This window comes from Bacillus sp. FSL K6-1006 (genome assembly GCF_038593175.1).
GTDB lineage: Bacteria > Bacillota > Bacilli > Bacillales > Bacillaceae > Bacillus > Bacillus safensis.
The window spans coordinates 3,629,397-3,648,908 of record NZ_CP151970.1; the positions used below are offsets into that span (position 1 = coordinate 3,629,397).

General features: G+C 41.6%; 16 protein-coding genes. 8 read left to right on the forward strand and 8 right to left on the reverse strand.

The window, feature by feature from the left end:
* Nucleotides 1–6 precede the first annotated feature (6 nt).
* The 3 genes from NSS65_RS18865 to NSS65_RS18875 all read left to right on the forward strand — a co-directional run bounded on the left by NSS65_RS18865 (nucleotide 7) and on the right by NSS65_RS18875 (nucleotide 4,917).
* Nucleotides 7–1,215 (forward strand): glycosyl hydrolase 53 family protein, encoded by a 1,209-nt coding sequence (locus NSS65_RS18865; RefSeq protein WP_046312683.1) that lies wholly within the window; start codon nucleotides 7–9, stop codon nucleotides 1,213–1,215.
* Nucleotides 1,216–1,238: 23 nt separating this feature from the next.
* A complete protein-coding gene (locus NSS65_RS18870; protein WP_144496471.1) occupies nucleotides 1,239–3,305 on the forward strand; it encodes a beta-galactosidase in 2,067 nt (688 codons plus the stop codon).
* Nucleotides 3,306–3,588: 283 nt separating this feature from the next.
* A complete protein-coding gene (locus NSS65_RS18875) occupies nucleotides 3,589–4,917 on the forward strand; it encodes a citrate:proton symporter (protein WP_326135188.1) in 1,329 nt (442 codons plus the stop codon).
* Between the two features lie 41 nt (nucleotides 4,918–4,958).
* Here the strand turns inward: NSS65_RS18875 and NSS65_RS18880 are convergent, their stop codons facing one another.
* The 8 genes from NSS65_RS18880 to NSS65_RS18915 form a co-directional block, all read right to left on the reverse strand.
* Nucleotides 4,959–5,387 carry a DUF4064 domain-containing protein gene (locus tag NSS65_RS18880; protein WP_046312679.1) on the reverse strand — a complete coding sequence of 143 codons (429 nt, stop codon included), beginning with the start codon at nucleotides 5,385–5,387 and terminating at the stop codon, nucleotides 4,959–4,961.
* 24 nt (nucleotides 5,388–5,411) lie between these two features.
* Nucleotides 5,412–6,362 carry an ABC transporter permease subunit gene (locus tag NSS65_RS18885; RefSeq protein WP_041118325.1) on the reverse strand — a complete coding sequence of 317 codons (951 nt, stop codon included), beginning with the start codon at nucleotides 6,360–6,362 and terminating at the stop codon, nucleotides 5,412–5,414.
* A complete protein-coding gene (locus tag NSS65_RS18890) occupies nucleotides 6,359–7,288 on the reverse strand; it encodes an ABC transporter ATP-binding protein (RefSeq protein ID WP_326135187.1) in 930 nt (309 codons plus the stop codon). The genes NSS65_RS18885 and NSS65_RS18890 overlap by 4 nt, the downstream gene beginning before the upstream one ends.
* Nucleotides 7,289–7,784: 496 nt before the next feature.
* Nucleotides 7,785–8,054, reverse strand: coding sequence for a hypothetical protein (locus NSS65_RS18895; RefSeq protein ID WP_254001501.1), 270 nt, complete (start codon nucleotides 8,052–8,054; stop codon nucleotides 7,785–7,787).
* Between the two features lie 262 nt (nucleotides 8,055–8,316).
* Nucleotides 8,317–8,655, reverse strand: coding sequence for a zinc ribbon domain-containing protein YjdM (locus NSS65_RS18900; RefSeq protein WP_034281410.1), 339 nt, complete (start codon nucleotides 8,653–8,655; stop codon nucleotides 8,317–8,319).
* Nucleotides 8,656–8,748: 93 nt separating this feature from the next.
* The gene (locus tag NSS65_RS18905) at nucleotides 8,749–9,888 is read right to left on the reverse strand and encodes a glycerate kinase (RefSeq protein WP_326135186.1); all 1,140 of its coding nucleotides are present in this window, start codon (nucleotides 9,886–9,888) and stop codon (nucleotides 8,749–8,751) included.
* A 29-nt stretch (nucleotides 9,889–9,917) separates the two neighbouring features.
* A complete protein-coding gene (locus NSS65_RS18910) occupies nucleotides 9,918–11,189 on the reverse strand; it encodes a GntP family permease (protein WP_081125160.1) in 1,272 nt (423 codons plus the stop codon).
* A 118-nt stretch (nucleotides 11,190–11,307) separates the two neighbouring features.
* Nucleotides 11,308–12,420: a sugar diacid recognition domain-containing protein gene (locus tag NSS65_RS18915; RefSeq protein ID WP_326135185.1), complete on the reverse strand. Its 1,113-nt coding sequence runs from the start codon at nucleotides 12,418–12,420 to the stop codon at nucleotides 11,308–11,310.
* 160 nt (nucleotides 12,421–12,580) lie between these two features.
* Between NSS65_RS18915 and NSS65_RS18920 the strand changes: the two genes are divergently transcribed.
* The 5 genes from NSS65_RS18920 (at nucleotide 12,581) to NSS65_RS18940 (ending at nucleotide 19,486) form a co-directional block, all read left to right on the forward strand.
* A complete protein-coding gene (locus tag NSS65_RS18920; protein ID WP_075621420.1) occupies nucleotides 12,581–13,231 on the forward strand; it encodes a TetR/AcrR family transcriptional regulator in 651 nt (216 codons plus the stop codon).
* 68 nt (nucleotides 13,232–13,299) lie between these two features.
* A complete protein-coding gene (locus NSS65_RS18925) occupies nucleotides 13,300–14,553 on the forward strand; it encodes an MFS transporter (RefSeq protein WP_120208002.1) in 1,254 nt (417 codons plus the stop codon).
* Nucleotides 14,550–16,877: an ABC transporter permease gene (locus NSS65_RS18930; RefSeq protein WP_326135182.1), complete on the forward strand. Its 2,328-nt coding sequence runs from the start codon at nucleotides 14,550–14,552 to the stop codon at nucleotides 16,875–16,877. The genes NSS65_RS18925 and NSS65_RS18930 overlap by 4 nt, the downstream gene beginning before the upstream one ends.
* A gap of 13 nt (nucleotides 16,878–16,890) precedes the next feature.
* Complete coding sequence (locus NSS65_RS18935) at nucleotides 16,891–17,652, forward strand: ABC transporter ATP-binding protein (protein ID WP_070326222.1); 762 nt, start codon at nucleotides 16,891–16,893, stop codon at nucleotides 17,650–17,652.
* A 655-nt stretch (nucleotides 17,653–18,307) separates the two neighbouring features.
* Complete coding sequence (locus tag NSS65_RS18940) at nucleotides 18,308–19,486, forward strand: Rap family tetratricopeptide repeat protein (protein WP_144496476.1); 1,179 nt, start codon at nucleotides 18,308–18,310, stop codon at nucleotides 19,484–19,486.
* Nucleotides 19,487–19,512: the final 26 nt, after the last annotated feature.

The window sequence follows — 19,512 nt, forward strand, 5'->3', positions numbered from 1 at the left end:
GATTTGATGAAGAAATGGTTGCTTGTCACTGTTGTCGTTTTCTTTCTGATGGGATTAGGTATTCTGCCTGAAGCAAGGGCCGATACGATTTCTGTGAAACCGATAAATGGCCTGCAAGGTGATTTCATCAAGGGAGCTGATATCTCCATGCTTGCAGAAATGGAGAGAAGCGGCGGCAGATACTACGATCAGAACGGAAAGCAGGTTGACCCGCTCAAACTATTAAAAGATAAAGGTGTCAACTACGTGCGTATCAGACTGTGGAACCATCCATATGACAATCAAGGCCGAGCCTATAACGGCGGCACAAATGATCTCAATACAGCCATCGCTTTATCGAAACGTGCAAAAGCACAAAACATGAAAGTGCTGCTTGATTTTCACTACAGTGATTTCTGGACTGACCCCGGTAAACAATTCAAACCGAAAGCGTGGGCATCCCTCTCACAAAACGATTTAGAAAAAGCGGTCGGCACTTACACAGGCGATGTGCTCAAAGCGATGAGAGCGCAAAATGCCTTGCCGAATATGGTTCAGGTTGGGAATGAGTTGAACTCAGGTATGCTGTGGCCAAACGGAAAAAGCTGGGGTGAAGGCGGTGGTGAATTTGACCGGCTCGCTGCTCTGCTAAAAGCTGGCACAAATGCCGTCCGCTCTGTCGATTCAAACATCAAAATCATGCTTCACCTTGCGCATGGCGGAGACAATGGTGCATCCCGCTGGTGGTTTGATGAAATCACAAAACGAGGTGTCTCATTCGATACGATCGGTTTATCTTATTACCCGTATTGGGACGGCGGCTTTAGCGGTCTTACGTCCAATATGAATGATATTAGTGCCCGCTATAACAAAGACGTGATCGTGGTGGAAACTGCTTACGGCTTTACGACAGCAAACGGTGACAACCTAGATAACTCATTTAACCAAGACTCTGTCAATACAGCCGGCTATCCAGCCTCACCTCAAGGCCAGGCATCTTTTATACGAGATCTATCCGAAAAAATTTCACAAGTAAACAACAACCGCGGGAAGGGGTTCTTTTATTGGGAGCCGCTTTGGATTCCAGCGAAAGGTGCTCCGTGGTCTAGTCAATACGGGCTGGCTTACATTCAAACAACCGGGACTGTCGGAAATGCGTGGGAAAATCAAGCGATGTTCGATTTCAACGGAAAAGCACTGCCATCTCTTGATGTATTTAAACAAATGACACCGTAACTAAAAGGATAGGACGTGACAAAATGGGAAAGCGTTACCCACTCGTTCACCCAAATGTGAAAGGCTTTTTGCATGGTGGCGATTACAATCCAGATCAATGGCTCCATATGCCAGAGATCATAGACGAAGATTTTCGATTAATGAAGCTTGCACACTGTCAAACATTCTCCATCAACATTTTCGCATGGAGTAAGCTAGAGCCAAAAGAAGGTCAGTATGACTTTGCATGGCTGGATGACATCATGGACCGCTTAGCAGCGCAGGGGGCACACGCCATTCTCGCAACGCCAAGCGGGGCAAGACCTGCTTGGCTGTCACAAACATATCCAGAAGTATTGCGCGTCGAAGCGAATCGTCAGCGTAACTTACATGGACTGCGCCATAATCATTGCTTTACCTCTCCGGTTTATCGAGAAAAAACGAACGCACTCAACCGGCTGCTGGCGGAACGCTACAAGGATCATCCCGCACTGATCATGTGGCACATTTCAAATGAGTACGGCGGCGAGTGTCATTGCGACCTGTGCCAGGAAGCATTTCGAGACTATTTGAAGGACAAATACAATCATGATCTTGAGGCTTTAAATCAAGCATGGTGGACAGGATTTTGGAGCCATACGTATAGTGATTGGTCACAAATCGAGTCACCTGCACCGCATGGGGAGCACATGATTCACGGCATGAACCTGGATTGGAAGCGCTTTGTCACAGCACAAACGATCAATTTTTATCAAAATGAAATTAAGCCGCTGCGGGAATTGACGCCTCATATCCCAGTAACCACGAACTTTATGGGCGACTATCCGCATATGCGTCCATTCCTTGGGCTGGATTATCATCAATTTGCAAAAGAGGTCGATGTGATCTCATGGGATAGCTATCCTGCTTGGCATAGCGGCAGAGAAACAACGGCCGAATTAGCATCAAACGTTGCCTTTGTACATGATTTGTATCGTTCCTTAAAGGACGGACAGCCGTTTCTCGTCATGGAGAGTACGCCTAGCCTTGTAAACTGGCATGAAGTGAACAAGGTCAAACATAAAGGCATGGCACACCTTTCTGCCATGCAGGCAATTGCCCACGGATCAGACTCCGTACTATATTTCCAATGGCGGCAAGGCCGAGGCGCCTCTGAGAAATTCCACGGTGCCGTTGTCGATCATTCTGGCCATGAACATACGCGTGTGTTTCAAGAGGTAGCTGATCTAGGGAAACAACTGGAGCAGCTGCAGCCAATTGCGGGCACGTCCGTTCAGCCAGAGGTCGCCATCATTTACGATTGGGAAAATCACTGGGCCATTGATGATGCGCAAGGCTTAAATAACACAAACAAACGCTATGTAGAGGCTTGTCAAACTCACTATCGAAGCTTTTGGAAAAAAGGCATCCCTGTTGACATTGTCGGAATGGAAAAAGATTTCTCATCCTATCGTGTGCTCATTGGGCCAATGCTCTACATGATCAAACCAGGCGTTGCAGAAAAAATTGAAGCCTTTGTCAAAGAGGGCGGCATTTTTATCTCGACTTACTGGAGCGGCATAGTCGATGAAAATGATCTCTGTTTCCTCGGCGGTTTCCCTGGTCCTCTCCGCCATGTACTTGGCATCTGGGCAGAGGAAATCAACACATTGATGCCTGATGAACATGTGTTAATGACCACAGGGAATGGACGCACCTATCATGTCGGACAATACTGCGAATCCATACACCCTGAGACGGCCTCTGTGCTAGGGCATTTTGAGAATGGCTGCTACGAAGGACAGCCGGCCCTGACTGTCCGTTCATTAGAAAGAGGGAAAGCATACTATATGGCCTCAGAAAATGAGCAGGCTTTTTATGATGAGTTTTACGAAGACCTTATCGCAGGTATTGGCATACAGCCCGTCCTATCCACTGCAATTCCAGAAGGAGTCAGTGTACAAAAACGAACAGACGGTACGCAGGACTATGTGTTTTTGATGAATTTCACAGAAGAGCAGCAGAACATGTCACTAGATTCAGAGGCAAGCTATGAGAATATGCTGACTGGACAGCAAGTGCCTGAGCAGCTTCAACTTGATCCTTACGAGTATGTCATCTTGAAAAAATAGTTGAAAGAAGCGTCCATTTATTGGGCGCTTTTTGATTTAATAAGTCTAAATACCCATATTAATCATTGTGAACTTTAATCGTTATTTTTATCTAAATTTTTTTACAATATTTGATGCCGCGACACGACTGGTCCCTCCATCCTTTTTTACCATTGTATAGGTATGAAAGCGGTTGCTTCATACTCTTAAATTTGATAACCTTTTTTTTCAATGCAGCTGTGGGAATGCATTGGATGAAAAGTATAGACAAATGTAAACGGTTTATTTGTAGGGGGAGGGGCTTATGTTAACGTTTGTTGGATTGATGATTATTTTAACGATTGTTGTGCTGCTGATTTGGGGGAAAGCAAGTCCAATTGTCGCCATGGTCATGGTGCCTTTAATAGGGGCACTCATTGCGGGATTTGGGATCAATGACATTCAAACCTTCTTCGAGGAAGGGATTATCAAAGTATTGCCGGTGGCGACCATGTTTATCTTCGCCATTTTATTTTTTGGCATTTTGCAAGATACAGGGTTCTTTGAACCTGTAATTAAAACTTTAATCAAGCTGACAAAAGGAAATGTTGTCACAGTTGCAATGGGAACTGCTTTGATTGGGGTGATCGCACACTTAGACGGAGCAGGGGCTACGACCTTTTTATTAACTGTACCTGCACTGCTTCCGCTTTATAAAAAATTACATATGAGTCCTTATTTACTGCTGTTATTAATCGGGACGAGTGCTGGATTAACCAATATGATTCCATGGGCTGGACCGACTGGACGGGCAGCAAGTGTCCTGAATATGGACCCCTCTGAGCTCTGGGTTCCGCTCATTCCAATTCAGCTCATTGGCGTTGTGCTCGTGTTGGGAATGGCATTCCTTTTAGGAAAAAGGGAAGAAAAGCGAATTCGGGTAAAAATTGCTGCAAATGAAATAGCTGCGGTTCAACTAGAAGGTGCAGATTGGGATCGTGCCATTCAGTCTATTAGTGAAACGGGAGACGCCTCTTTAAAGCGTTATCATCTCATTTGGGTGAACCTTGTTCTGTTTTTGTGTGTTGTGGTGCTTCTCGTGTTGAACGTGATGCCTGCTAGTTTTATGTTTATGATTGGCCTGTCACTTGCACTGTTGATTAACTTTCCGAATGTGAATCTACAAATGGAAAGGATCAAGGCCCACGCACCTAGTGCGCTGATGATGGCGGCTGTCATTTTCTCCGCAGGGTCATTTTTAGGAATTCTTGAAGGCACAGGGATGCTAAAAGCCATTGCAGTGGACAGTATTCACATTTTACCAGCCTTCTTGCTGCCGTTTTTACATATTATTGTCGGTATGCTTGGAGTACCGCTTGATATGCTGACAAGTACAGACGCCTATTATTACGCCCTTCTGCCAATTGTTGAATCCATTACATCTGAAGTTGGCGTACCAGGCACTTCTGCGGCATATGCCATGATGATTGGGAACATCATCGGAACCTTTGTCAGCCCGCTTGCTCCCGCTGTTTGGCTCGCGGTAGGTCTTGCAGGGGTTGATATGGGGAAACACATCCGCTACTCCTTCTTTTGGATGTGGGGATTCAGTATTATCCTTCTGTTCGTAGCGATGCTGATTGGCATCATTTAAAAAGAAAGACATGCGCGGATATGCGCATGTCTTTTCTTTCATTATGAAGGATATTCACTTGTGTGAATGTCTGTATTCGGCTTTCTAATAAGAGACATTAATCCAATGATAAACAATAGAACCATTGGAGCGAATGCAAGGCCAACTGTTCCAATTAAAAGAGTCACAGCAGAAACCAAGAAAAGAATACCTGAAAGCACGGCACGACGGTCAGTTTTCAAGAAAATCACACCTACAATCGACAGCACAGCCGCAATTGCGGAAACGACCATAAACTGAGTACCAAATGCATTGACAGAAGCTTGAAGTGTTTCAATCGGCAATGTTTCCCCTTCCTCTTTTAACACTTCATTGATTTCATCATAAAAAGATGGACCCACAGAAAGGATTAATGCCCCAAACCCAACACCAATGGCATTGAGGACAATACTAATAATCCCCATAATTTTTTCACCTTTACGTTTAATCATGTGTAAACCTCCTAAAAAATTAAATTAACCTGTTTTCACTTCTCGCTTTTGGAAGACGATTAAGGCAATAGCTAAGAAAATAGCCCAATAGATGACTAGGACGATTAGTGAGAATCCTAGGGACATACCTTCGATAACTGTAACCTGTTCCATAAAGTATTGGGATGGATCGTTTGCAAATAACAGATATTTTGACCAATCAAAAAAGAGCATTAAAATACCTGTGACTGATCCACCCACAATATACGCTAACACACTAATGGCAATGGAGATAGCTTCACTTCTAAACACTGTAGAAATGGCGAACGAAAGGGTTCCCAAAACGACAAACATTGCACAATGAGCGAGATAATAATAGACCATATTGGCAAACTGTGAACGTTCAATCACTTCACCATTTTGATACACCAAATTCACATAATCAGTGTTAAGTCCAAAGAAAATAGCACCCAATATGAATGACAAAATAAATAGCACCCCAACAAGTAAAAGAGCATACAGCTGCACCGTAATATATTTAGATATTAGGATCTTTAGCCTTGATGGTGGGCGAATCAATAATAATTTAATTGTACCATGCTTGTATTCAGCCGACACAATGGTGGAAGCAATAATGATCACAAACACACCGACTAGCTGAAGTAAATTGGCGTTTGTTTTCACATAATCCCATACACTGTGGCTAAACTGATCAGCTGGCGGCAAATTATGCTTGATTCGATAATCATTAATAGCGATCTCTTTTTCAAGCTCTCTTTTAAAGAAACCATTCTCTGTCTCTTTAAGCTCCTTCTTGTTTTCCTTATTCATCATTTCTAGCTGAGTTTTCCAATCACCTGAAGCTTGATCTTTGTCATTTGTTTTCACTACAAAGATCAGCGTGGCAACCATACCTAACACAAGAAGCCCAACCATAATCCAAGTACCAACACGATAACTGATTTTCATCCACTCGTTTTGAATGAGGCGAATCATACGTCTGCCTCCTTTTTACCTGTTAAGCTTAAGAACTTATCTTCTAAGGTTTGTTTTTCGATTTTGATTTCGTACAAATGAATAGACGCGCTGCTCAAATGACGGATCAATTCCGGCATTTTTTGTTCTGGCATAGAGAAAAATAAGTACTGCTCCTCTTCTCTTACAGTGACGCCTTCCTCAAATGCACCAATGAGCTTCTGTGCTTCTTCAAGCTCCCCTGCTGCCACCTTCATTCGATAATTAACCAAATCATCCTGCTTCGTCTCAGCACGCTGATCCTCAATCGCAATCAGCTTTCCTGTTTGGATAATTGCAAAGCGATCACACATCAATTCCATCTCTGACATGAGGTGACTTGAAACAATTACAGCCAGCCCTTCTTCCTTCGCAAGCCTTCTCAAGTAATCTCGTATCATTCGAATTCCCTCAGGATCAAGTCCATTGGTCGGCTCATCTAAGATTAGCAGTTTCGGTCTATGTATGAGTGCCTGCGCAATGCCCAATCGCTGTTTCATTCCTAATGAAAATGTACGAACACGCTTATGCTTCACATGCTGTAAGCTCACTAGTTCTAACAGCTCATCAATTCGTCCTTCATCCACTTTCCCATTCATTCTGGCAAAGTGAACAAGATTTTGTCTTGCCGTTAAATGATTATACATTTCTGGATTTTCAATAATCGCACCGACATCTTGGATGGCATGCTGATAGGAGGTTTGAATACTATGGCCATTAATCAGAATGTCACCAGATGTAATGGGAGAAAGACCGACCATCATACGAATGGTTGTTGTTTTCCCTGCACCATTTGGTCCTAAGAAGCCAAAGACTTCGCCAGCTTGGACAGAAAAGCTCAAGTCTTGAACAATCTTTTTCCCGCGAATATGCCTAGATACATTATGCAGTTCTAAAACGTTCGTCACGTTACCTCTCCTTCTTTGTCTAAGTATCATCTATCATTCTATTTCCTGATAAACTCCATGATCCGTCAAAAATAGAAGAACACTTCCATATGGTACAGCAATGCCCAAAAGTTGTGAAGGGGATTAGCCGAAATTTAGCGAATCATCTGCCTTTTTTAAGGTAGAGTTAAGGTAATGATTTAAAAAACTCTAATTCTATATTACTTAAAGACTGTGGGATTCAAAATGCGCTCCCGCCTTACTCTCGTAACATAAATATATAATAGAGGCATGCAATAAGATGTAAAGATAAGTCCCCCTGTTTTTTTCAATACTCACTGTTGCAGGAGGTATTATTTTATCGTATGTAATTTCAGCTATCGTCTGCTCTGAGCTTTCTAATCTTACACGATTATTTGCAAAACCCTTCTTTAGATAATATGTAGTATCATCTATTACTAATTTCATCATTGGATTTATTTTGATTTTAGTTCTATCTTCTAATATTAACTTTCCTTTATCTTTTATCTTTACATTCTATCACCCAGTTTGAACGAAACATGGATTGGAGGGATTTATTTTCAATAGCTGTTACAACCATATTAGAATTCGAATCCATTACCTCAACATTCACATAAAACTCATCAAATATGTAATCAATCAACTTTTCCACTTTATTTGTATAAAATCTTTTTATAAATCCAATGTTAACACCATCTTTATTAATAATTGGTATACATTTGGTCGTTTTTTTGATTACAGGCTTCTTAAAATATCCAAACTCCATTTTTATCTCCCATTTATTTTTTGGACTCAATTAATTTATGAAATGATAAGCTTAAATTATTCCAATAATGTATACGGATATTCCTTTGAATAGTTCCTCATCATTTTAAAAACTGTATAAAAATATAAAACACCTAATTTATTAAGGGATATGTTTCCTTTAACAATTTAGGTGTTTTTTGTACAACTATAACATTCTTATACTTATTTCTTGCTCAGATTTAGCCTTCATCGGCAAGTTCTAATAGTATAGCTTTTTTTGTTTATATCTTCTTCACAAACTCTGATTTTAATTTCATTGCGCCGAAGCTAGGAATTTTACAATCAATGTTATGATCGCCTTCAACTAAACGAATGCCTTTGACCTTCGTTCCTATTTTCAAAACGGATGATGAACCTTTTACTTTTAGGTCTTTAATGACAGAGACCGTGTCCCCATCACTTAACAGGTTCCCATTCGCATCTTTGACAACAAGCTGTTCCTCTGCCGCTTGTTCTTGTTCAAGTGACCATTCATGCGCACATTCAGGACAAATCAGCAAACTGCCGTCCTCGTATGTATAAGGTGAGCTGCACGAAGGACAATTCGGTAGATTAGACATTTTTGTTTCCTCCAACTTTCTACATCATTTATATCGATTTTACCACATTTCTTATAGAAGGAATGTGATAGAAAAGGAAACATTTTTCATCGTTTACTTCTTTATTCCAATTTTTAACGCTGCCGCGATATTCCGAGCCGTTCTCTCTACATGAAGATTCGCATCTTGTATCGCCTCAGAAAGAGAGGTAATACCTGGAACGATACTAAACAGTGCATCAATTCCATGATCGTGTACGACTGCACTGTCTTTTGCAAGAGAGCCTGCGATGCCAATCACAGGCAGATGATACTGCTTCGCTGCTTTGGCTACGCCGATTGGTGTTTTTCCAAAAATGGTCTGCCGGTCAATTCGGCCTTCTCCCGTAATGACAAGGTCTGCCTCCTTGATGACGTCATCAAAATGAACAGCCTTCAGCACAATATCGATTCCTCTTTGCAAATCGGCTTGTAAAAAGCCTAATAAACTCGCACCAAGCCCTCCTGCCGCTCCTGCCCCTGCTGCATCTCCAAAAGAGATATTGAACTGCTTTTCAGCTACTTGTGCAAAATGAGCCAGATTCTTGTCTAACACTTGAACCATTTCTTCATCTGCTCCCTTTTGAGGACCGAAAACAGCAGACGCTCCTCTCTCACCCGTTAAAGGATTATCCACATCACAAGCCGCCTCCAGACGGACGGATTGCAGTCTTGGATCGAGTCCAGATAAATCAATTGAAGCTAATTGATGAAGTGCCCCGCCGCCTGACGTCAGGGAATGTCCTGTGTTATCAAGGAAAGCTGCACCTAATCCTTGCATCATCCCAACACCGCCATCATTTGTTGCACTTCCTCCAAGCCCAATGATCACATGCTTCGCTCCTATATCGAGCGCTGCAAGTATTAATTCACCCGTTCCTCTCGATGTCGTCCATAACGGATTACGTTTTTCTCGGGGTACAAGATGTAAACCAGAGGCTGCAGCCATCTCTATGACAGCAGTCTGACCGTCTCCTAACATGCCAAAAAAGGCATTCACTGGCTCACCAAGCGGGCCCGTGACCACTTGATGAACAATGTGTCCGCCCGTCGCATCAACCAACGATTGAACGGTCCCCTCTCCTCCATCTGCCATTGGCAGTTTGATATACTCTGCGTTTGGCAAAACAGAACGAAATCCTCGTTCAATGGCACATGCTGTCTCATAAGCAGACAAACTTTCTTTAAATGAATCTGGTGCGATCACAATTTTCATCCTAAAGCCCCTCTTTTCTTGTCATGTCCTCAGCCAAACAGCTGGAAAACGCCAAAAATAATGGTTGATACAACAGTTAACGTCAAACCGATTAACGATTCAAAAGGCATGAGCTTCAAACGCTCTTTGATATCCATTTGAACACTTCCTGCTGTTGCATGGAAAAAGCTCCCGTGCGGCATATGGTCAAGCACTGTTGCGCCAGCATGAATCATGGCTGCCCCTGAAAGAGCAGATACACCAAGCCCAATCAGCGTTCCGCTAAACACACCACTCGCGACCGCCGTTCCTGCTGTTGTCGAAGCGGTCGCGGCTGACATAAATATCCCTGAAGTTGGCGCAAGTAAATATGGAGGTAAACCCGAGGCATCCAGTGCCTGAATAAACACATCTTTTAAGGACGAATTCGATACGATTCCTGCTAGTGTACCTGTCCCTAATAACATGATCGCGACACCTGACATTTTATGGAGCCCCGACATCGCATAATCATTGAGAAATTTCCCTTTTTTCATGAAAAGAGCACCTACAATCCCTCCAATCGGTAAGGCGATCATTGGGTCTATATTGATTTGAAAAAGCGGTCTTAAAGCCAACAATAAAATGGTAACCAGCGGACCAGCCAGGGCTTGAAAAAAAGCAGGTATTTGAACTTTATTTTGCCCAGTTTCTTCTTCAAGAACGGGTGTCCCTTTGTTTGCAAGCTTTTTAGCTAATACATATGTAACCGCCAACCCGAACACAGCCGGAATGATTCCTGCAGCCATCATTGAAGTCAGAGGTACACCAAAAGCGTCTGAAGCGGCAATAGCATTCGGATTCGGGGACATGATATTTCCTGCCTTCCCTCCTCCAATCATAGCAAGGAGAATTCCCGTTTTTGAGAGCTTTGCGCGTTTGGCAATAGCAAGTGCGATTGGCGCTACCGTAATAACCGCAACATCTACAAAAACGCCCACTGTTGTTAAAATCATCGTTGCAAGAGCGAGTGCTAATAGTGCCCTCGCCTCACCAAGCCTTCTCACGATGGCCTCAGCGATAGATAACGCTGCACCTGATTCAATGAGAACACCAGCCAGTACACCTGCGGCCATAATTCTAAGGACAGCCGGAATCATGTCCTTAGCACCTTCCATCATAACGTTGACGGTCTGAACAATGTCTACCCCGCCAACCAATCCGCCTATGAATGCACCAGCCAGCATGCCATAAGCAGGTGATACTTTTTTTAGAATGAGAACAATCGCGATCACAAGCGCCGCCATGGCTCCCAGAGTACTTACCGTCACATCTCCACCCATTCTCAATCCCCCTAAAAATATCTTTCTCCAATTGTAAGCGTTTACCCAAAGGGATTGTGTTGTGAATCTGGATGAACTTTTTTAACTGACCACTCTACCGAATTGTGCATTTGCACAATCAAGAAAGTTGAGTCATTAGCTGCGCCATATAAAGCTCGATTAACTGTTTTACATGACGAGGGTCTTTTCCGGTCAATCCTTGAATTTTGTCTAAACGATAACGCAATGTATTTCGATGAATAAATAAACGATCAACAATTCTTTGCAAATCACCGCCCTCTTCAATGTAAACCCTTAATGTATGGGCGAGCTCTGCTTCTTGTGTCAAAGGCTTGTAAAAGTCAATCCATCGACTGTTCTTTTCAGCAATTCCCGCCATCATGAAGAAGCTTTCCAGTTGATAAGACTCAAAGAAATACATACTTTCCTCCGGATCAAGAGCCTTCCCTAACCTCAGGGCTTCTCTCGCATGCTGAAAAGAAATTGGCAGCTGGCTGATGTCTTCAGCGACAGTCCCTATCCCCACTAACACTTGGCTTCCTACTGCTCTTTGCATTGTTTTTTGCAGATGACCTGCCGCCTGCTTTACTTGATGTTCAGGTATGGGCTGACTTAAAAGGATCAATTCATGACAAAAGGTCATGCCAAGTAAATCATCTGCCTTCTTATCATATTGAATCGCATGCATCAATTTATGAACAGCATCCTCTGAGGAGGGAACTGGCTGAAAAACAATAGCCATTCGGCGCTTGTCTAAATCCATTCCCAGCCAAGCCGCTCGATTTTTCAGCTGATGATCCCCAGCATCAGAATATGAAATCAGCTGATTGACAATTTCACTTTCTATTCGATGACGCCATTGAACCCGTTCAAGAAGGAAAGATTGCTCTAACACCAGTTCTGCTGCCATCTTCACCAGCTCGGCATGATGCCGAATGTCCTCTGGTTCACCAGTAATTCCAATCACACCAACTACTTTTTCATGGAAGCAGATAGGCAAGTTAATCCCAGGTTTCACCCCTTCTAAGCGCAAAGAGGTCTCCTGGTCAATTTCCACACTGTTCCCGCTTGTCAGCACAAGTCGTGCACCATCATGTTTCTGGCCAATCCTGTTTCGTTCACCAGAACCAATAATGACACCATCTGAATTCATCACATTGATGTTTTTATGTAAAATATACATCGTACGTTCAACCATTTCTTGAGCCAATTCACTGGTCAAAAATTGCATTTGCCATCTCCCCTGAAGGTTTTTTCATTCAATGTATCATAGTGTCTTTGAACAATAAACGCAAAGTGTTTAAAAACCAGCCATTGACAAAGACACCCTGAAAAGTGTTTAATCAAATCAAGAACCGACCGACAGTCTAGTTAAAAGAAAGGATGGCTTTATGAGAACCGTTAAACATCCTGAGGAACGTAAAAATGACATATTAAACGCAGCCGAAGCGCTTTTTTCAACCAAAGGCTATCAGAAAACAACGATTATTGACATATTAAAAGCCGTTGGCATTGCAAAAGGCACCTTTTACTACTACTTTGCATCCAAAGAAGAAGTAATGGATGCCATTATTGACAGGATCATCAAAGAAGATATCATCGTGGCAAAGCGTATTGCGGCTGAGCCAGACCTTCCAGTCGTTGACAAACTATTTCGTATCATCATGGCGCAATCACCTCAGCAAGGAAGCCATAAACAGGGCATGATTGATCAGTTTCATCAGCCTTCTAATGCAGAAATGCATCAAAAAAGCTTAATCAAAGCCATTAAAGAACTATCACCAGTGTTGGCAGATGTCATTCAGCAAGGTGTAGAGGAAGGGACATTCAAAACGAAGTATCCGCAAGAGACGGTTGAATTCCTTCTTGCTTCTGCACAGGTCATATTTGATGAAGGCCTTTTTCAATGGTCAGCCGAAGAAAGTATACAACGCGCTTTAGCTTTTATCGATATACTCGAATCCTCATTGCATGCAAAAAAGGGAAGTTTTTCCTTCCTGCTCAAGCGATTATCTGGAGAGCTGGATGAAAATAATCAGTGATTGGTCACTTCAATACCAATCCTGCATACATTATAGACTGACGGTCGGTCTAAAGGAGAGTGATATTTATGTCTTTGTTATCCAAAAGAGGCTCATCCCACTTTATATACCTCGTTCTCGGACAGATTATTTCCGTTTTCGGATCTTCTCTCATTCGGTTTGTTCTATCTTTACACGTACTGGATATGACGCATCGAGTTGATTTATATGCCTTACTTTTCGCTTTATCCAATATCCCGCTCCTTCTCTCCCCGTTAGCTGGTGCAATCGCTGACCGGTTTAACAGAAGGAACTTAATGATTTTATTTGATGTCCTCACCGGCATGATGATTCTTGCCTTTTATTTTTGGTTATTTTCGGGAAATGATTCACTCTATATGATCGGAGCTGTCATGATACTGCTTGGCGTGATGAGTACGTTCTATGCTCCCGCTGTCATGTCCAGCATTCCACAGCTAGTGAAACAAGAGCAATTAGAACAAGCAAACGGCATTGTCAATGGCGTTCAGGCACTTTCAGGTGTTCTCGCACCTATTATCGGAGGAGTTCTATACGGAATGATTGGAAGCCAATCCATCATCGGTGCAAGTGCCATCGTATTTTTTCTATCAGCCTGCATGCTTTTAAGGTTAAACATTTCCTTCTCCCCTAGTCCGCTGACAGAGTCTATGGGCAAAGTGCTCATAAAAGATATGAAACAAGGATTTTCTTATATTGGCAGTCAGCCATTTTTAAAAAGGGCCATGCTGCTTGCCGCAATGTTAAATTTCATCCTTACACCATTTTTTATTGTTGGGGGACCAATCATTTTAAGGGTCACAATGAAGAGCAGTGACATCATGTATGGAATAGGCATGGGCTTGATTGAGTTCGCTGTCATCGCAGGGGCTCTGCTAGTTGGACTTGTAGCGAAGCGATGGCGCATTCCTACTTTATATCGCTGGCTTCTTGTCATCGCAGTCATCTTGCTGCCTGTGGCGTTCTCAACATCCAAAACAGCTCTTCAATTTGGCACTTATCCAGCTTATTTTCTCTTTTTAGCAGGATGCCTTCCAATTGCTATGCTGCTGACTATGATCTCAATCGTTGTGATTTCACATGTTCAAAAGAAAACACCAAATCATCAGTTGGGAAAAGTGATGGCCAATCTGACAATGGTTTCTCAATGTGCTGCTCCGCTTGGCCAAATGATGTATGGATTTTTGTTCAATACGTTTTCAGCCACCATGTATGTGACGGTGCTCATCGTCAGTTCTTTCATGTTTGCACTAGCCTGCTTAACAAAAAATATGCTTCAGCATGAAGGAGAATCAGCCTCATGAGATTAGCGTTTATAAAGAAAGACTTAACCCGTCACCGTCTTATTTCAATCGGCTTAACCATTTGCATCATGATGACTTCATTTCTCGCAGCAAGTGCAGCTCAAATGATCGTACAGCTGAATGGTTCCATTTCTAACCTGCTCCATTCTGCCAAAGCGCCAGACTTTGTCCAAATGCATGACGGCGACCTAAATGAAAAAGACATTGAAGCATTTTCAAGCAAGCAGTCCATGGTAAAAGCCCATCAAATCGTCCCAATGATACCAATTGAACATGCAAACATCAGGTTCGGACATGAGCCTGCCAAAGCAGGTGTGATGGATCATTTATTTGTGAAGCAAAATCGTGATTTCGATTTCCTGTTAAACGAACAAAATGAAAAGCTCACGGTCAATAAAGGCGAAGTGGCTGTCCCAATTTATTTTCAACAAAAGTATCATCTCAACATAGGTGAAACGTTACTGATTGAGAAAGGAGCTAATCAATTCACCTTTCGTATCAAAACGTTCTTGCGAGATGCACAAATGAACCCCAGTCTTGTCAGTTCAAAAAGATTTCTTCTTCATAACGAGGATTGGGACGCAATAAATCAAGTGTTTCAACAAAAAGAGTACTTAATCGAATTTTTACTACAGGATGCCGCGCAGACAGATGCTTTTCAAGCAATCTATCAATCATCACAGCTGCCACAACAAGGCCCAGCTGTCACACTACCTTTACTGCGTATGCTGAATGCATTGACAGATGGAATGGTCATTGCCATTCTCCTGCTTGTTTGCCTGCTGCTCATCAGTATAGCCCTTCTCTCTCTCCATCTTGCTATGACGGCTTCTATAGAAGAAGATGAACGTGAAATTGGCATACTGAAGGTGCTTGGGATCCCTTTAACAAGAATCAAGCAATTATACGTTGGAAAGTATGCCGTGCTTGCTTGTGCAGGGTGTATAGCAGGATATGTGTTAACGCTTATATTTGGTGATATGTTTACAACCAATATTCACCGTTACATGGGGAATCAGCCTTCTTTTGCTCATTGGTTAATCCCGCTTTTTGTTTCTATTGCGACGGCAATGATCGTCATCTCTTGCAGCTATGCTGTCCTAAGAAAGTTTGGTCAAATATCAGCTGCTCAAGCACTTCAAGGCGTTATCAATTCACCGAATCACAAGAAAAAAATACCTATGCACCTCAAGAAAAGCAGGTTCATACCAATCAATATCTGGCTGGGTTTAAAAGATCTGATATCACGAAAGAAGCTGTACACAACGATTTCTTGTATTATTGCACTCTGTACATTTTTAATGCTCATGCCTATTCAGCTATGGCATACCTTACAATCACCGGATTTCATCACATACCTTGGCTCTGGTAAAAGTGACCTTCGAATGGATATACGCCAAGGGAATCATCTAGCGAAAAATACAAACGAAATAGAATCAATGATTCGTGAAGATCAGAGCATACAAACAGCAGCCATCTATAAAACTACTTCTCTTCAGGTGAAATCAAAAGAGAACACATTAGAAACGCTCTACTTAGAAACAGGTGAGCTCTCAGCATTTCCCCTCAACTATTTACAAGGACGGCAGCCTTTAAAGAATGAAGAAATTGCCTTATCCGTATTAAATGCAGATTCACTTCAGAAAAAGATAGGAGAAAGAATCACTCTCGTAACTAATAGGCATGAAATCCAAAGAACGGTAACAGGTATTTATCAGGACGTGACCAATGGAGGCAAAACAGCAAAAGCAATATCACAGCCATTTCCTCAAACAGCTCTTTGGCAAACCGTTCAAATCCGACTAAAACCAGGAGTAAATATCGCAGAGAAAAAGACAGTATTTGAAAAGAAGGTATCTCCTGCAAAAGTGACAGATATGAAAGAATACGTTCATCAAACGATCGGCAGCACAGCAGCTATTGTAAAAGTCATTGCATTTTTTGCTGCATTAGCTGCCTTTGGAACCGCCAGCTTAATGCTATTCATGTTTCTGCACATGTTAAAGGCGAAAGATTCAAGCCGAAACCACATGCTAAGAACAATTGGATTTTCTATAACAGATATAACAGTACAATATATAACGAGTTTTATCGCTGTTCTTTCTTTTGGCGCCTTTATTGGAACAATCGCGGTCAATACCATTGGTCCTGCTTTGATGAGTATAGGAGGAGCAACATTAGGGGCGTCGAGCCTCCAGTGGCTGTCACCACAATGGGTGTCAGTTGTGTACCCCGTTACACTATTTATTGTCAATTTAGCTTTGACCACCTGGTTATTGAAGACGTTTTTTTCTAGTCAAACGACAAGGCAAACACTTTTATAAGGAGATGTTTCACATGGAACACTTGATTGAAACGAAGCGATTGTCTTTGCATATCAATTCATTAAAAGGACAAAAACAAACCATTCTTAAGGATATTCATGTATCGATAAAGCATGGGGAATTCGTGACCATTATGGGACCTTCTGGATGCGGGAAAACATCATTACTTTATCAGCTTAGCGGCATAGAAACAGCTTCAACAGGAGAGATCGAATATAAAGGCCGATCACTATCAGAAATGACAGACAAACAGTTAACTGCTCTGCGCTTAACAGAGATGGGGTTTGTCTTTCAGCACAGCCACTTATTAAAAAATCTTAATTTATTTGACAACATCATAGCTGCAGCTTATTTAGCAAAGAAAAAGCCAAGACAAGAATTGAATGAACGAGCTCAATATTTAATGAAAAAACTCGATATTGATCATTTGGCAAATAGATATTTGACAGAAGTATCGGGAGGACAGCTTCAAAGAGCCGCTATCTGCCGAGCGCTCATGAATGAACCAGACATACTTTTCGCTGATGAACCAACAGGTGCTCTTAATTCCAGTACAACAAAAGAAGTGATGAATATTTTTTCAATGATCCACGCTGAAGGAGCAACACTGCTGCTTGTCACACATGACCCCAAGGTGGCTCTTCGTTCTGAAAGAATCATGTTTATGAATGACGGGGAAATTGTAGCCAGTTTACAACTAGGAAGATATGATCACTCAACTGCCGAGAATCGAGAAATGAGATTAAATCAATGGCTGCAAGATTTAGGTTTTTAATTTGAGAACAAACAGGCAGGAAACTGCCTGTTCTATTTTTTTTGGCACTCAAACGAGTAATCCATAGACAAACTATTTGTTTCTAAGATGATTTTGCCGCCAGCTTGTTGACAAGATTCTGTCAGCAGCTCAATTTCTTTGCTATAAAAGTATCTCTTTGACATATAAACAGTCACTAAAACAAGTAACAGAGTCGCGATAATGACTGTGATTTATCTATTTAAACTTGGAAATCTTTTTTTCATTTCAACATCCTTTCTAAAGGTCTAAGTTTGTGTTTAATACTTACTTTTGGCTGCATCTATCAGTTTCTTATCTCATGATCTAGCAACATCATACATGATTTTCTTTCCTAGATCGACCTTCCATTTTCCCTCTGAAATAGCTAAAACTTCTTTATTCCAAATATACCAGTGATATTTTCGTTCATTATCATAAAATCCATTGTATATATTCCTTTTTTAGACTTCCAAAAAGAGATTTTATTCATTTGTGCTAACAAGCAATCACCCTTACAATATCGTACATCACATGACCTTAGGTCCCTTTTATTACCTCTTGTCAATCACTTCACAGAAACGATTATATTTTTCCAAAAATTGTGATATCGTTTTTTATGAAACAGGTGAAAGGATCTTAAAGAGGTGAAATTTCCATGGCTATCATTTCTGCTGAACAGGTGGGGAATCGTTTAAATGATTGGAGAATTGCAATTCGCAAGCATGATGTACACAGTGCAAAAGCAATGTATACAGAATTAAAAGAATTACTTCAAAAAATGGAAGAGAATCAGGAGGTCTTGACCTATTACTCATTGCTAGAAGGCAAGTATAAGCTCATGTTATATGAACGAAGAGGTACAAAACTGAAGGAACACACAGAACCAGATTGCCCCTCTAAAACAAACGACTTAATTGAATACTATTTTTACCTATACAAAGCCCTTTACGCTTCATATAAAAGAGACTATGCATCAGCCATTGGACTGTTTAAAATTGCCGAGAAAAAACTACAACACATTCCTGATGAAATAGAAGTAGCAGAATTCCATACGAAAATCGCCAACTTATATATGCTGCTTCGTCAAAGCCTGATTTCTCTACACTACATTCAGAATGCTATTGATATTTTCAAAAGTCATGAAGGATATGAGAGAAGACTAGCTGCAGCCTTTGTCATCGCCGCTGCTAATTATATGGACATTGGTGACTTTATAAGAGCAGAAGACTACTACAAAAAAGCATTACACATCGCAGACAGTCTCAACGATCATTTTCTAACATCACAGCTTTATCATAATATCAGCATTTTGTACGCCGAAGCTGGCGAATCAAAAAAATGTATCGATGCCCTAGAAAAGGCTCTTAGTGATGAAGACTATCTCTCTTCGTGTTACTTTCATCACTCCATGTACATGTTAATGAAAGAGCTGCTTTCTATCGATGAAAGGACACAAGCTCTCTATTACTTCGAATTGGTGAATCAAAAACATGAATCAGAGAAGTGCCCCATCTATACAGCAAAAATGAATTTGCTTTACCATCTATATTTCACTGAAGATATGGCTCAAAAAGCTCAAGCCTGTTTCGATGAAATCAGCATTCTTAAAAAATTAAAGGATGCTGAAGGAGCCTGTGAATTAAGTGCATTAGCTGCAAAACACTTTGAAGAGCTGGGAGCAATTCATCAAGCCTATCTCTTTTTAAAGGAAGCTGATCGCATGAAACATCCTATCATTGACTGGGGGAATTCATATGAAAAAAATGAGTTTATTGATTATCGCTTTAACCATCGTTGTTTTAGGACAAACAGGGGCTTTCAATTCATTAAATGATGAAAATCCTGGTACAACAGAACGAC